The organism is Pseudomonas sp. Pseusp21, from assembly GCF_059492145.1.
In genome coordinates this window covers 1,974,663-1,987,552 of the sequence record NZ_CP168520.1, presented here as the reverse complement: position 1 = coordinate 1,987,552, position 12,890 = coordinate 1,974,663, and the positions used below count along the sequence as shown (strand labels likewise).

The 12,890-nt window shown below is 59.8% G+C and carries 15 protein-coding genes; 14 read left to right on the top strand and 1 reads right to left on the bottom strand.

The features are described 5' to 3' along the window. Positions 1 to 530 precede the first annotated feature (530 nt). From rluC to sppA, 3 genes are read left to right on the top strand one after another with little or no spacing between them, the layout of a single operon-like run. Positions 531 to 1,493: a 23S rRNA pseudouridine(955/2504/2580) synthase RluC gene (rluC, locus tag ACEN93_RS08900; RefSeq protein ID WP_039770677.1), complete on the top strand. Its 963-nt coding sequence runs from the start codon at positions 531 to 533 to the stop codon at positions 1,491 to 1,493. After that, positions 1,480 to 2,142 carry an HAD-IA family hydrolase gene (locus tag ACEN93_RS08895; protein WP_085607333.1) on the top strand — a complete coding sequence of 221 codons (663 nt, stop codon included), beginning with the start codon at positions 1,480 to 1,482 and terminating at the stop codon, positions 2,140 to 2,142. The genes rluC and ACEN93_RS08895 overlap by 14 nt, the downstream gene beginning before the upstream one ends. Positions 2,143 to 2,166: 24 nt before the next feature. Further along, positions 2,167 to 3,156 carry a signal peptide peptidase SppA gene (gene sppA, locus ACEN93_RS08890; protein WP_039770673.1) on the top strand — a complete coding sequence of 330 codons (990 nt, stop codon included), beginning with the start codon at positions 2,167 to 2,169 and terminating at the stop codon, positions 3,154 to 3,156. 47 nt (positions 3,157 to 3,203) lie between these two features. Here the strand turns inward: sppA and ACEN93_RS08885 are convergent, their stop codons facing one another. Then, entirely contained in the window at positions 3,204 to 3,782 is a 579-nt protein-coding gene (locus tag ACEN93_RS08885) for a Maf family protein (RefSeq protein ID WP_074688108.1), read from the bottom strand. Positions 3,783 to 3,888: 106 nt separating this feature from the next. Here ACEN93_RS08885 and ACEN93_RS08880 point away from each other — a divergent pair, with 106 nt between their 5' ends. From ACEN93_RS08880 to ACEN93_RS08830, 11 genes are all read left to right on the top strand, one after another. Continuing rightward, the gene (locus tag ACEN93_RS08880; RefSeq protein WP_003204262.1) at positions 3,889 to 4,416 is read left to right on the top strand and encodes a YceD family protein; all 528 of its coding nucleotides are present in this window, start codon (positions 3,889 to 3,891) and stop codon (positions 4,414 to 4,416) included. Positions 4,417 to 4,429: 13 nt separating this feature from the next. Beyond that, positions 4,430 to 4,612 carry a 50S ribosomal protein L32 gene (rpmF, locus tag ACEN93_RS08875; RefSeq protein WP_003179396.1) on the top strand — a complete coding sequence of 61 codons (183 nt, stop codon included), beginning with the start codon at positions 4,430 to 4,432 and terminating at the stop codon, positions 4,610 to 4,612. Between the two features lie 4 nt (positions 4,613 to 4,616). Next, positions 4,617 to 5,627, top strand: a complete 1,011-nt coding sequence (plsX, locus tag ACEN93_RS08870; protein WP_074688106.1) for a phosphate acyltransferase PlsX — start codon at positions 4,617 to 4,619, stop codon at positions 5,625 to 5,627. Between the two features lie 125 nt (positions 5,628 to 5,752). Further along, a complete protein-coding gene (gene fabD / locus ACEN93_RS08865; RefSeq protein ID WP_495611314.1) occupies positions 5,753 to 6,691 on the top strand; it encodes an ACP S-malonyltransferase in 939 nt (312 codons plus the stop codon). A gap of 16 nt (positions 6,692 to 6,707) precedes the next feature. Next, on the top strand, positions 6,708 to 7,451 hold the full coding sequence (gene fabG, locus ACEN93_RS08860) for a 3-oxoacyl-ACP reductase FabG (RefSeq protein ID WP_007950790.1): 744 nt from the start codon (positions 6,708 to 6,710) through the stop codon (positions 7,449 to 7,451). A gap of 196 nt (positions 7,452 to 7,647) precedes the next feature. After that, a complete protein-coding gene (acpP, locus tag ACEN93_RS08855; RefSeq protein ID WP_003175607.1) occupies positions 7,648 to 7,884 on the top strand; it encodes an acyl carrier protein in 237 nt (78 codons plus the stop codon). 108 nt (positions 7,885 to 7,992) lie between these two features. Beyond that, a complete protein-coding gene (gene fabF, locus ACEN93_RS08850) occupies positions 7,993 to 9,237 on the top strand; it encodes a beta-ketoacyl-ACP synthase II (RefSeq protein WP_007908259.1) in 1,245 nt (414 codons plus the stop codon). Next, positions 9,237 to 10,052 (top strand): aminodeoxychorismate lyase, encoded by an 816-nt coding sequence (gene pabC, locus ACEN93_RS08845; protein WP_495611313.1) that lies wholly within the window; start codon positions 9,237 to 9,239, stop codon positions 10,050 to 10,052. Before fabF ends, pabC begins: the two co-directional genes overlap by 1 nt. Positions 10,053 to 10,055: 3 nt before the next feature. Next, on the top strand, positions 10,056 to 11,237 hold the full coding sequence (gene mltG, locus ACEN93_RS08840) for an endolytic transglycosylase MltG (RefSeq protein ID WP_074688101.1): 1,182 nt from the start codon (positions 10,056 to 10,058) through the stop codon (positions 11,235 to 11,237). A 19-nt stretch (positions 11,238 to 11,256) separates the two neighbouring features. Further along, positions 11,257 to 11,889 (top strand): dTMP kinase, encoded by a 633-nt coding sequence (gene tmk / locus ACEN93_RS08835; protein WP_007950797.1) that lies wholly within the window; start codon positions 11,257 to 11,259, stop codon positions 11,887 to 11,889. Next, positions 11,882 to 12,865 carry a DNA polymerase III subunit delta' gene (locus ACEN93_RS08830; protein WP_039770660.1) on the top strand — a complete coding sequence of 328 codons (984 nt, stop codon included), beginning with the start codon at positions 11,882 to 11,884 and terminating at the stop codon, positions 12,863 to 12,865. The genes tmk and ACEN93_RS08830 overlap by 8 nt, the downstream gene beginning before the upstream one ends. Positions 12,866 to 12,890: the final 25 nt, after the last annotated feature.

Below are 12,890 nucleotides of genomic sequence, written 5' to 3'. Positions count from 1 at the left end.
ACTCAGTCAGGAGGAGGAATCAACCGGTGGCTGTGGACGAGATGAAGCGTCTTGATAAAACCTGTTGCTACACAGTCCAGCGGTTGTGCATCTCCACCCTACACGTATCCCTGATAATTCGGGTGCTGCCGCGCGCAGAATCCGCAGCGGGTTGGCATTTACCGTGAGCTCCGAAAGGGGAGGTCACGCATCATGGCTAATTCAGGCGGTGTTTCCGGAGTCTTCGCTCGGGGTCATCCGCGGCTGACTGCACTTTGTGAACTGGCCGTGAATATGGCTCGCGTGGCGAGTCAAAACTCTGCTTTGCGGCGTGATTCAGGCCTCATGTCACCTGCGCTTGTTACAGCTGCAAACTCCACCGTTACGTAGCAAAAGCCCCGTAGGACGGCCTCGCGTCCTGGTGAATTGCGTTGGTCAGGGCCGGTTTTTGACCGTGATTCCTCTGTCCAGGCCGCTTTTGGCGGCGTTCGCGACTATAGCAGCAATGATTAAGTGCTTCAATTCCATAAAAAATTGTTATTATCCGCGCCATGACGACTACTGCCCCTACGACTCCAGGCGTTCAACTGCTTGAGGTCTCGCCGGAATATGCCGGCCAACGAATCGACAATTTCCTCCTCGCCCGGCTCAAAGGCGTGCCCAAGACCTTGATTTACCGCATTTTGCGCAAGGGCGAAGTGCGCGTGAACAAAGGTCGGATCAAGCCCGAATACAAGCTGCAGGCCGGCGATATCGTGCGCGTGCCGCCAGTGCGCGTGCCTGAGCGTGACGAACCGGTGCCTTTGGCCCAAGGCCTGTTGCAGCGCCTGGAAGCCTCGATTGTCTACGAAGACAAAGCCCTGATCGTGATCAACAAGCCCGCCGGCATTGCGGTTCACGGTGGCAGCGGCCTGAATTACGGCGTTATCGAAGCCTTTCGTCAGTTGCGCCCCGATGCCAAGGAGCTCGAGCTGGTTCACCGTCTCGATCGCGACACTTCCGGCCTGCTGATGATCGCCAAGAAACGCAGCATGTTGCGTCACTTGCATGCCGCGTTGCGCGGTGACGGTGTCGACAAGCGCTACATGGCCCTGGTTCGCGGCAACTGGGCGACCTCGATCAAGCAAGTCCGTGCGGCGCTCGGCAAGAGCAATCTGCGCTCCGGTGAGCGCATGGTCGAAGTCGACGAGGAGGAGGGCAAGGAGTCTGTGACCGTATTCAAGGTCCTGCGTCGCTTTGGCGATTTTGCCACTTTGATCGAGGCCAAACCGATCACCGGTCGCACGCACCAAATCCGCGTCCACACGTTGCACGCCGGGCACTGCATTGCCGGCGACACCAAATACGGCGATGACGGTTTCAGTAAGGAAATCCGTGATCTGGGCGGCAAGCGCCTGTTCCTGCACGCCTACATGCTGACCGTGCCGCTGCCCGATGGCGGTGAACTCAAGTTACAGGCACCAGTCGATGAAATGTGGGCCAAGACTGTGGAGCGATTGAGTGCGCCCATCTGATTACAAGCTGCTGATTTTTGATTGGGACGGCACCCTCGCCGATTCCATTCATCGGATTGTCGAAGCGATGCACTCGGCGTCCGGGCGTTCAGGTTTCGAGTTGCGTGATGATTTTGCCGTTAAAGGCATCATCGGTCTGGGCTTGCCCGAGGCGATCCGCACCTTGTATCCGGAAATCAGCGATGCCGAGATGACCTTGTTTCGCGAGTATTACGCGGATCACTACATCGCTGCAGAAGCCGTGCCTTCGCCGTTGTTCGAAGGCGTAGTCGAGTCGATGGCGTCCTTTCGCGAGCAGGGCTATCACCTGGCTGTCGCGACCGGCAAAAATCGTCGCGGGCTGGATCGGGTGCTCAAGGCCAATGGCTGGGAAGATTATTTCGATATCACCCGCGCAGCCGATGAAACTGCAAGCAAGCCGCACCCTCTGATGCTGGAGCAGATCCTTGCGCATTGCGGTGTGCGTGCCGAGCAAGCGCTGATGGTCGGTGACTCGTCCTTTGATCTGTTGATGGCGCGCAATGCGGGGATGGATTCGGTGGCGGTCAGTTATGGCGCGCAATCGATCGAATCACTGCAACAGTTCGAGCCGCGACTGTCGATCGACCATTTTTCCGAATTGCACGCCTGGCTGGGGCAGCAGGCTTAATACGTTTTTGCTGGGGTGGATGGCATGACCGACGAATGGAAAGCACCGGCCAAGGCAACTGCCGACGACGGTGATGCGAAAAGCTGGAAGCTGCTGGAAAAGACCTTGCTTGCCGGCGTGCAGGAGCAGCGTCGTTCGCGGCGCTGGGGCATCTTCTTCAAGTTGCTGACCTTTGTTTATCTGTTTGTTGCACTGATCCTGTTCACGCCGTTGATGGACATGGAAAAAAGCGCCACCCGCAGTGGTAACTACACCGCACTGATCGACGTCACCGGCATGATTGCCGACAAGGAACCGGCCAGCGCCGACAATATCGTCGGCAGCCTGCGCGCGGCGTTTGAGGACAAGAAGGTCAAGGGCGTAATCCTGCGCATCAACAGTCCGGGCGGCAGTCCGGTGCAGTCGGGTTATGTGTATGACGAGATCAAGCGCCTGCGCGGCCTGCATCCCGACACCAAGCTGTACGCGGTGATTTCCGACCTGGGCGCTTCCGGTGCCTATTACATTGCCAGTGCGGCGGATCAGATTTATGCCGACAAGGCCAGTCTGGTGGGTTCCATTGGTGTGACGGCAGCCGGTTACGGCTTTGTCGGCACCATGGAAAAGCTCGGTGTCGAGCGCCGCACTTACACCTCCGGCGAGCACAAGGCGTTCCTTGATCCGTTCCAGCCGCAGAAGCCGGAAGAAACGGCGTTCTGGCAGAGTGTGCTGGATACCACGCACAAGCAGTTCATCAACAGCGTCAAGCAGGGGCGTGGTGATCGCCTGAAGGACAAGGAGCATCCGGAGCTGTTCTCCGGGCTGGTCTGGTCTGGCGAGCAGGCGCTGCCATTGGGGCTGATCGATGGTCTGGGCAATGCCAGCTCGGTGGCGCGTGACGTGATTGGCGAAAAGGAGTTGGTGGACTTCACCGTTCAGGAATCGCCGTTTGATCGCTTCTCGAAGAAGCTCGGTGCCAGCGTTGCCGAGAAACTGGCAATGTGGATGGGTTTTAACGGCCCGTCGTTGCGCTGATCGGTTGCTGCAAGGAAAAACCGGCCTGAGGGCCGGTTTTTTGTGGGTCAGGGAATTTGTACGCCTTCGATCAACAGCATGTCGATCAGGCGAATCAGTGGCAGGCCGATCAGGCTGGTGGCGTCCGGGCCTTCGGTGGATTGGAAGAGGCTTACACCCAAGCCTTCGGCCTTGAAGCTGCCGGCGCAGTCGTAGGGTTGTTCGGCGTGCAAATAGCGCTCGACGCGGGCCTGATCCAGTACGCGCATGTGCACCGTGAAAGGCACGCAGTCGACCTGGCAGTGGCCGGTCTGGCTGTTGAGCAGGGCCAGGCCGGTGAGGAAGGTCACGCTGGCGCCGCTGGCGGCCATCAGTTGTTCGCGGGCATTTTCGAAGGTGTGCGGCTTGCCGATGATGCGCTCGCCGAGTACCGCAACCTGATCGGAGCCGATGATCAGGTGAGCAGGGTGGCTGTCGGCCAAGGCTCGGGCTTTCTGTTCGGCGAGGCGCTTGACCAGCTCGATTGCCGACTCGTCCGGGCGATGGCTTTCATCGATATCCGGCGAGCTGCAGACGAACGGCAGGCGCAGGCGGCTGAGCAATTCCCGACGATAGGTCGAGCTTGAAGCGAGTAATAAAGGCAGCATTCGCATCTCCAGAGGCAGGCGGCAGATTCTAGCGGAGCCGCGCAAGTGACGGACAGGGCACAATTTCCTTTGACATGGGTGGGTGCATCCCTATAATGCTGCGCCTATGTTGAATGACCCGATTCCACCTCACGTTGACCCGCGCAAATTGGCTGACCGTGGCACCACCCTCCAAGGTGAACTGCTGCTGGCCGATTTGAAGAGACTCTGCGACCCGCTTTCCGACGATGTCGGTACGGTGCAGGCCAAATTCGTTTTTGAACGAGATGAACGTAAATCTGTGGTGATCCACAGCTTTATCGACACCGAAGTCAAAATGGTTTGCCAGCGTTGTCTTGAGCTGGTCACCCTGCCGATCCACAGCGAATGCAGTTACGCCGTGGTGAAGGAGGGTGCGAATACCCAGTCGTTACCGAAAGGTTATGACGTGCTGGAACTGGGCGAAGATCCATTGGATCTGCAGTCACTGATCGAGGAGGAGCTTTTGCTCGCCTTGCCCATTGTGCCTGCTCATCATCCGGAAGAATGCCAGCAGCCGGCGGGAGCAGATGAGCCCGAACCGAGCGAGGACGAGGTAACGCGGTCCAACCCGTTCAGTGTATTGGCGCAGTTAAAGCGTGACCCAAACGTTTAGGAGTTAATCAATTATGGCTGTTCAGCAGAACAAAAAATCCCGCTCTGCCCGTGACATGCGCCGTTCGCACGACGCTCTCGAGGCTAGCACCCTGTCTGTAGAAAAAACCACTGGTGAAGTTCACCTGCGTCACCACGTATCGCCAGAAGGCGTATACCGTGGCCGTAAAGTGATCGACAAGGGCGCTGACGAGTAATCACTTGTCCGCTCAAGTCATCGCGATTGACGCAATGGGCGGGGACTTCGGTCCCCGCAGCATTGTTCAGGCCAGCCTCGCTTGCCTTTCTGCTACACCCTCGCTGCACCTGACCCTCGTCGGTCAACCCTCCCTTCTTGAAGAACTGATCACCGGCCAATCGGCTGCCGATCGTGCGCGCCTGACAATTGTTCCGGCGTCCGAAGTCATCACCATGGACGAAAAACCTGCCCAGGCCCTGCGTGGCAAGCCGGACTCGTCGATGCGTGTCGCCCTTGAGTTGCTGCGTGATGGTAAGGTCCAGGCCTGTGTCAGTGCCGGCAATACCGGGGCACTGATGGCCCTGTCGCGATTCGTGCTCAAGACCCTGCCGGGGATTGATCGTCCGGCCATGGTCGCCGCGATCCCCACTCAGAAAGGCTACTGCCAGTTGCTTGATCTCGGCGCCAACGTCGATTGCAGTGCCGAGCATCTGTTGCAGTTTGCTGTAATGGGGTCCGTGGCGGCGCAGACGCTGGGCATTGCCCGTCCGCGCGTTGCGCTGTTGAATATCGGCACTGAAGACATCAAGGGTAATCAGCAGGTCAAGCTGGCTGCGACGTTATTGCAGGCTGCGCGGGGTATCAATTACATCGGTTTCATCGAAGGTGACGGCTTGTATCGCGGCGAGGCGGATGTGGTGGTGTGCGACGGTTTTGTCGGCAATATCCTGCTCAAGTCCAGCGAAGGCCTGGCGACGATGATCGCTGCGCGCATCGAGGCCTTGTTCAAAAAAAACCTCGCTTCCCGTGCTGTTGGTGCTCTGGCGCTGCCATTGATGAAGCGTCTACAGGCTGATCTGGCGCCGGCGCGACATAACGGCGCAAGCTTCCTCGGTTTGCAGGGCATTGTTGTGAAAAGTCACGGTTCGGCCGGGGTTCAGGGGTTTCAGAGTGCGATTCAGCGAGCGCTGATTGAGATTCAGGAGAATCTTCCCGAGCGCCTGCACGGCCGTCTGGAGGATTTGTTGTCTTAGGCGTTTTCGTCGGACAATGCTTAAATGTGACCGCCCGGTTCAAAGGGCCATCCAACTGTCAGTTTCTTGCGTCCCTCTAGCGGGATGCCATTTTTCCGACGACAAGATCATTAGGGGCTTGTTACATGTCTGCTTCCCTCGCATTCGTCTTTCCAGGACAGGGTTCGCAGTCCCTCGGCATGCTGGCCGAGCTGGGCGCGCAACATCCGCTGATCCTTGAAACTTTCAAAGAAGCATCTGATGCTCTGGGCTACGACCTGTGGGCGCTGACCCAGCAGGGCCCGGAAGAGCTGCTCAATCAAACCGACAAAACCCAACCGGCCATTCTGACCGCTTCGATCGCCCTGTGGCGTCTGTGGCTGGCTGAAGGTGGCGCGCGTCCGGCCTTTGTTGCCGGTCACAGCCTGGGTGAATACAGCGCGCTGGTCGCTGCTGGCAGCTTGAGCCTGGCCGACGCGGTAAAGCTCGTCGAGCGCCGTGGCCAATTGATGCAGGAAGCCGTACCGGCCGGGCAGGGCGGCATGGCTGCCATCCTCGGTCTGGAAGATGCTGACGTTCTCGCTGCCTGTGCCGAAGCGGCGCAAGGCGAAGTGGTCAGCGCGGTGAACTTCAACTCCCCGGGCCAGGTAGTGATCGCCGGTGCCAAGGCGGCAGTTGAACGCGCCATCGAGGGTTGCAAGGCCCGTGGCGCCAAGCGCGCCATGCCGCTGCCGGTCAGCGTGCCGTCGCACTGTGAACTGATGCGCCCGGCTGCCGAGCGCTTCGCCGAGTCCATCGCTGCCATCGACTGGCAGGCGCCGCAGATCCCTGTGGTACAGAACGTCAGCGCCCAGGTGCCGGCGGATCTGGAAACCCTCAAGCGTGATCTGCTGGAGCAACTCTACAAGCCGGTTCGCTGGGTTGAATCGGTCCAGACCCTGGCCGCCAAAGGCGCGACCAACCTGGTCGAATGTGGCCCTGGCAAAGTGCTGGCCGGTCTGAACAAACGTTGCGCCGAAGGCGTTTCGACTTCCAATCTCAATACCCCAGACGTTTTCGCTGCTGCTCGCGCAGCGGCTGTCTGAATCAGGAGAAGCTTGCATGAGTCTGCAAGGTAAAGTTGCACTGGTCACCGGCGCAAGCCGTGGCATCGGCCAGGCTATCGCACTGGAACTGGGTCGTCAGGGCGCCATCGTTGTTGGCACCGCGACTTCCGCTTCGGGCGCCGAGCGTATTGCTGCGACCCTGAAGGAAAACGGCATTCAGGGCGCAGGTTTCGAACTGAACGTCACCAGCGACGAATCGGTCACCAAGGTGCTGGCGAGCATCCAGGAGCAGTTCGGTGCTCCGGTGGCGATTCTGGTCAACAATGCCGGCATCACCCGCGATAACCTGATGATGCGCATGAAAGACGACGAGTGGTACGACGTGATCGATACCAACCTGAACAGTCTGTATCGCCTGTCCAAGGGCGTTCTGCGCGGCATGACCAAGGCGCGTTGGGGCCGAATTATCAGTATTGGCTCGGTGGTGGGTGCCATGGGCAACGCTGGCCAAGTAAACTATGCAGCCGCCAAGGCCGGTCTGGAAGGTTTCAGCCGTGCCATGGCGCGTGAAGTCGGTTCGCGTTCGATTACGGTCAACTCGGTAACCCCAGGGTTCATCGACACCGATATGACGCGCGAGCTGCCTGAAGCACAGCGTGAAGCCTTGCAGACGCAGATTCCGCTGGGCCGTCTGGGACAAGCTCAAGAGATCGCGTCCGTGGTCGCTTTTCTTGCATCCGACGGTGCGGCATACGTGACCGGGGCTACAATCCCGGTTAACGGCGGGATGTACATGTAATTCAAATGTGACGGATTGCTTCAAAAAAATGTCATACGAGCTGTCTAAAATCCGTTATAAAGCTGCAATCTATTTATAGGCAGAGGGCCGCAGGGTTTGAGGAGTGAAGCTTTCAGTTGAAAAGCTGAAAAGTCTTTCTATACACTTACCCACTGGCCAGCTGCCTGAATTTGTCCATTAGGAGTGAAAACAAGGTATGAGCACCATCGAAGAGCGCGTCAAGAAAATCGTTGCCGAGCAACTGGGTGTTAAAGAAGAAGAAGTGGTCAACACCGCTTCCTTCGTAGAAGACCTGGGTGCCGACTCCCTTGACACCGTTGAGCTGGTGATGGCTCTGGAAGAGGAATTCGAGACCGAAATCCCTGACGAAGAAGCTGAGAAGATCACTACTGTACAAGCTGCAATCGACTACGTTACCAGCCACCAGGCGTAATAGTTTGTAATCGTTGCTTGCTGTCATGGAAAAACCGCACTGCCATCATGGCGTGCGGTTTTTTCTTTAGGCCTGATGCAAAGTCGTCATTTGAAAAAGGAGAGTGCTGTGTCGCGTAGACGCGTCGTAGTCACCGGTATGGGTATGTTGTCGCCACTGGGCACGGATGTGCCGAGCAGTTGGCAGGGCATTCTGGCTGGCCGCAGTGGCATTGGTCTGATCGAACACACCGACCTTTCTGCCTATTCCACCCGCTTTGGCGGCTCGGTAAAGGGCTTCAATGTCGAGGAATACCTGTCGGTCAAGGAAGCGCGCAAGCTCGACCTGTTCATTCAGTATGGTCTGGCGGCCGGCTTTCAAGCCGTACGCAATGCCGGTCTGGAAGTCACCGATGCCAACCGTGAACGCATAGGCGTGGCCATGGGTTCGGGTATCGGCGGTCTGACCAACATCGAAGAAACCAGCCGCACCCTGCACGAGACCGGCCCGCGCCGGATTTCTCCGTTCTTTGTGCCTGGCTCGATCATCAATATGATTTCCGGTTTCCTGTCCATCCATTTGGGTGCACAGGGGCCTAACTACGCCATCGCCACGGCGTGTACCACCGGTACGCACTGCATCGGCATGGCGGCGCGCAACATCATGTACGACGAAGCCGACGTGATGATTGCCGGCGGTGCCGAGATGGCCGCGTGCGGTCTGGGCATGGGCGGCTTTGGTGCTTCCCGTGCGCTGTCGACCCGCAACGACGAGCCGACCCGCGCCAGCCGTCCGTGGGACAAGGGCCGTGACGGCTTCGTGCTGTCCGACGGTGCCGGCGCCCTGGTGCTCGAAGAACTCGAGCACGCCAAGGCCCGTGGCGCAACCATCTACGCCGAGCTGATCGGCTTCGGCACCAGTGGCGACGCCTTCCACATGACTTCGCCACCCGCCGACGGCGCCGGTGCTGCACGCTGCATCACCAACGCGCTGCGCGATGCGAAGATCAACGTCGATCAAGTGCAATACATCAACGCCCACGGCACTTCGACCCCGGCCGGCGACCTCGCTGAAGCCAACGCGATCAAGTCGGTGTTCGGTGATCACGCCTACAAGCTGGCTGTCAGCTCCACCAAGTCCATGACCGGTCACCTGCTGGGTGCGGCGGGCGCGGTCGAGGCGATCTTCAGCGTGCTGGCGATCAACAGCCAGGTGGCGCCGCCAACCATCAACCTCGATGAGCCGGACGAAGGCTGCGACCTCGATTTCGTGCCGCATACCGCGCGCAACATGGACATCGATGTCGTGCTGTCCAACTCGTTCGGATTTGGCGGCACCAACGGCACGTTGGCGTTCCGTCGGTTCGCCGGCTGATGGACTGCTGGGTCGACGGTCTGCCGGCTGACGCTCTGTCGCTGAAAGATCGCGGCCTGGCTTACGGCGACGGTCTGTTCGAGACCATCGCCGTGCGAGGCGGCCAGCCGTTGCTGCTGGATCGGCATCTGACGCGTCTGGCCGACGGCTGTATGCGTCTGGCCATTGCGACGGACGTCGAGCTGATTCGCCATGAGCTGCAATCCTATGCTGCCGCGATGGGCGAGGGCGTGCTCAAGCTCATCCTCACCCGTGGCGACGGATTGCGCGGTTATGCGCCGGATCCTTCGGCGCAGGGCCGACGCATTCTGCAAGGCAATCCTCCCGCCGCTTATCCAGCGGCCCACGCCGAGCAGGGCGTTCGCCTGTTTCCGTGCAGCACGCGTTTGTCCAAACAACCGTTGCTCGCCGGGCTCAAACACCTCAATCGACTGGAACAGGTCATTGCCCGCGCCGAATGGCGGGACAGTGAGCACGCCGAAGGTTTGATGCTCGACCAGGCCGGTCGGGTGATCGAAGGTGTGTTCAGCAATCTGTTCCTGGTACGTGACGGTGTGCTGATTACGGCGGACCTGAAACGCTGCGGTGTGGCCGGCGTGATGCGCGCAGAAATATTGTTTCAGGCCGAGTCCCTGGGCATTCCCGTGCAAATCACCGACATCCCCCTCGAACAGCTGCAATGGGCTGATGAAGTCTTTGTCTGCAACAGCTTGTATGGCGTCTGGCCGGTACGCGCCTGTGCTGCTCTGAGCTGGCCGGTTGGCCCGCTCACCCGTAAACTGCAAACCATTGCCCGCGCGCTACTGGATGCCTGATTCGTGAGACGTAAACTTTTGCTGCTGCTGGAAACCGGACTGGTTCTGGCAGGGCTGCTGTTGGGCGCCAGCGCCTGGAAGATTCATTCGGCACTGGAACAGCCCCTGAACATTACGCAGGAAGAACTGCTGGATGTGCCCAAGGGATCCACCCCGACCCGCACTTTTCTTGGACTCGAAGCCGATGGCGTCATCAAGGACGCGTTCTGGCTGCGGGTCTATTGGCGGTTCAATCTCGCTGGCACGCCGATTCATACGGGCGAGTACCGTATGCAACCGGGCATGACCGTCAACGGCCTGATCGACCTGTGGAAGCGTGGCGATGTGGTTCAGTACAGCCTGACGCTGGTCGAAGGCTGGAATTTCCATCAAGTGCGCGCCGCGCTGGCCAAGGATGAAAAGATCGAACAGACTCTCAATGGTCTGAGTGACAGCGAGGTCATGGCCAAAATCGGTCACAAGGGTCTGTTCCCTGAAGGCCGCTTCTTCCCCGACACCTACCGCTTCGTGCGCGGTGTGACTGATACCGAACTGCTGAAAAAGGCCTTCGACCGCCTCGACGAAGTGCTGGCCAAGGAGTGGGAAAAGCGCTCCGCCGAGGTGCCTTACACCGAGCCCTATCAGGCGCTGATCATGGCGTCGCTGGTGGAAAAGGAAACGGGCGTGCCTCAGGAACGTGGCCAGATTGCTGGCGTCTTCGTACGTCGCATGGCGCTGGGCATGCAGTTGCAGACCGATCCGACGGTGATCTACGGCCTGGGCGACCGCTACAACGGCAAGCTGACCCGTGCTCATCTCAAGGAAGCCACGCCGTACAACACCTACATGATTCCCGGCCTGCCGCCGACGCCGATCGCCATGGTCGGACGTGAAGCCATTCACGCGGCTCTCAATCCGGTGGATGGCACCAGCCTCTACTTCGTTGCCCGTGGCGATGGCAGCCACGTGTTCTCCGATGATCTGGACGCGCACAACAACGCGGTGCGCGAGTACCAGCTCAAGCGGCGCGCGGATTACCGCTCGAGCCCGGCGCCTGCAACAGCGCCCGAGGCCGCTCCGGAAGCCGAGGAGGCGATACCTGCCGCCTCACCCGATACTGCACCGGAATCGTTGCCGCAGCCGCCCGCTCAAGCGCCTGCACCGACGCCGGAACCGGAAGCCTCCGCTCCCCAAAACACGCAATGACTTTGATTAAGGACTGCCTGTGACTGGCTTGTTTATTACCCTGGAAGGCCCGGAAGGCGCCGGCAAAAGCACCAACCGCGAATACCTCGCCGAGCGCCTGCGCGCCGCCGGTATCGAAGTGGTGCTGACCCGCGAGCCCGGCGGTACGCCGCTGGCCGAGCGCATTCGTGAGGTGTTGCTGGCCCCGGTCGACGAAGTGATGAACCCGGACACCGAGCTGTTGCTGGTGTTCGCCGCCCGTGCCCAGCATCTGGCTGAAGTCATTCGCCCGGCGCTGGCCCGTGGTGCGGTGGTGCTGTGTGACCGTTTCACCGATTCGACTTACGCCTATCAGGGCGGTGGTCGCGGCTTGTCGCTGGAGCGCATCGCGGCGCTGGAGACTTTCGTGCAGGGCGACCTGCGTCCCGACCTGACGCTGATTTTCGATCTGCCGGTGGAAATCGGCCTCGCTCGCGCCAGCGCTCGGGGTCGTCTGGATCGTTTCGAGCTGGAAGGCCGTGAGTTTTTTGAGGCCGTGCGCAGTGCATTCCTCAAGCGCGCGGAAGCCGATCCGGCGCGCTACGTGCGGATCGATGCCGGTCAGCCGTTGGCCAAGGTTCAACAATCGCTGGATACCCTGATTCCGAACTTGCTGGAGCTGAGCCGTGGCTGAGGCCTATCCGTGGCAGGACAGCCTCTGGCAGCAACTGGCCGGGCGCACTCAGCACGCTCACGCGTATCTGCTGCACGGGCCGGCCGGGATCGGCAAGCGCGCGCTGGCCGAGCGACTGATGGCCAGCCTGCTGTGCCAGCGTCCGACGCCTGAAGCCTGCGGCGAGTGCAAATCCTGTCTGCTGCTCAAGGCCGGCAGCCACCCGGACAATTACATTCTCGAACCGGAAGAAGCGGACAAGGCGATCAAGGTCGATCAGGTGCGCGATCTGGTCAGTTTCGTGGTGCAGACCGCGCAACTGGGCGGGCGCAAGGTGGTGCTGATCGAGCCGGTGGAGTCGATGAACATCAACGCCGCCAACGCCTTGCTCAAGAGCCTTGAAGAGCCGTCCGGCGATACCGTGCTGTTATTGGTCAGCCACCAGCCGAGCCGGTTGTTGCCGACCATCAAGAGCCGCTGCGTGCAGCAGGCCTGCCCGCTGCCGAGCGAATCCATGAGTCTGCAGTGGCTGGCTCAGGCACTGCCGGAATGTTCCGAAGACGAACGGGTCGAACTGTTGACCCTGGCCGCCGGCTCGCCGTTGGCCGCCGTCACGTTGCAGGGGCAGGGCGTACGTGAACAGCGCGCGCAGGTGGTGGAAGGCGTGAAGAAGCTGCTCAAGCAGCAGCAATCGCCGACGCAACTGGCCGAGGAGTGGAAAAACATTCCGATGCTGCGTCTGTTCGACTGGTTCTGCGACTGGTCGAGCCTGATCCTGCGCTATCAGTTGACCCAGGATGAATCGGGTCTCGGCCTGACCGACATGCGCAAGGTCGTGCAGTATCTGGCGCAGAAAAGTGCCCAGGCTAAAGTGCTGGATATTCAGGACTGGATTCTCGCCCAGCGCCAGAAAGTCCTGAGCAAGGCCAACCTCAATGCGGCGTTGCTGCTGGAAGCGTTGTTGGTGCAATGGGCGAGCTTGCCTGGTCAAAGATAAGAATGTGTACCTAGACTCTGAGCAT

What these genes read in the sequence shown, in the direction of transcription:
- rluC (WP_039770677.1), top strand. Translation starts at nt 531, where the DNA reads ATGACGACTACTGCCCCTACGACTCCAGGCGTTCAACTGCTTGAGGTC.
- sppA (WP_039770673.1), top strand. Translation starts at nt 2,167, where the DNA reads ATGACCGACGAATGGAAAGCACCGGCCAAGGCAACTGCCGACGACGGT.
- ACEN93_RS08885 (WP_074688108.1), bottom strand. Translation starts at nt 3,782, where the DNA reads ATGCTGCCTTTATTACTCGCTTCAAGCTCGACCTATCGTCGGGAATTG.
- ACEN93_RS08880 (WP_003204262.1), top strand. Translation starts at nt 3,889, where the DNA reads ATGTTGAATGACCCGATTCCACCTCACGTTGACCCGCGCAAATTGGCT.
- rpmF (WP_003179396.1), top strand. Translation starts at nt 4,430, where the DNA reads ATGGCTGTTCAGCAGAACAAAAAATCCCGCTCTGCCCGTGACATGCGC.
- fabD (WP_495611314.1), top strand. Translation starts at nt 5,753, where the DNA reads ATGTCTGCTTCCCTCGCATTCGTCTTTCCAGGACAGGGTTCGCAGTCC.
- fabG (WP_007950790.1), top strand. Translation starts at nt 6,708, where the DNA reads ATGAGTCTGCAAGGTAAAGTTGCACTGGTCACCGGCGCAAGCCGTGGC.
- acpP (WP_003175607.1), top strand. Translation starts at nt 7,648, where the DNA reads ATGAGCACCATCGAAGAGCGCGTCAAGAAAATCGTTGCCGAGCAACTG.
- pabC (WP_495611313.1), top strand. Translation starts at nt 9,237, where the DNA reads ATGGACTGCTGGGTCGACGGTCTGCCGGCTGACGCTCTGTCGCTGAAA.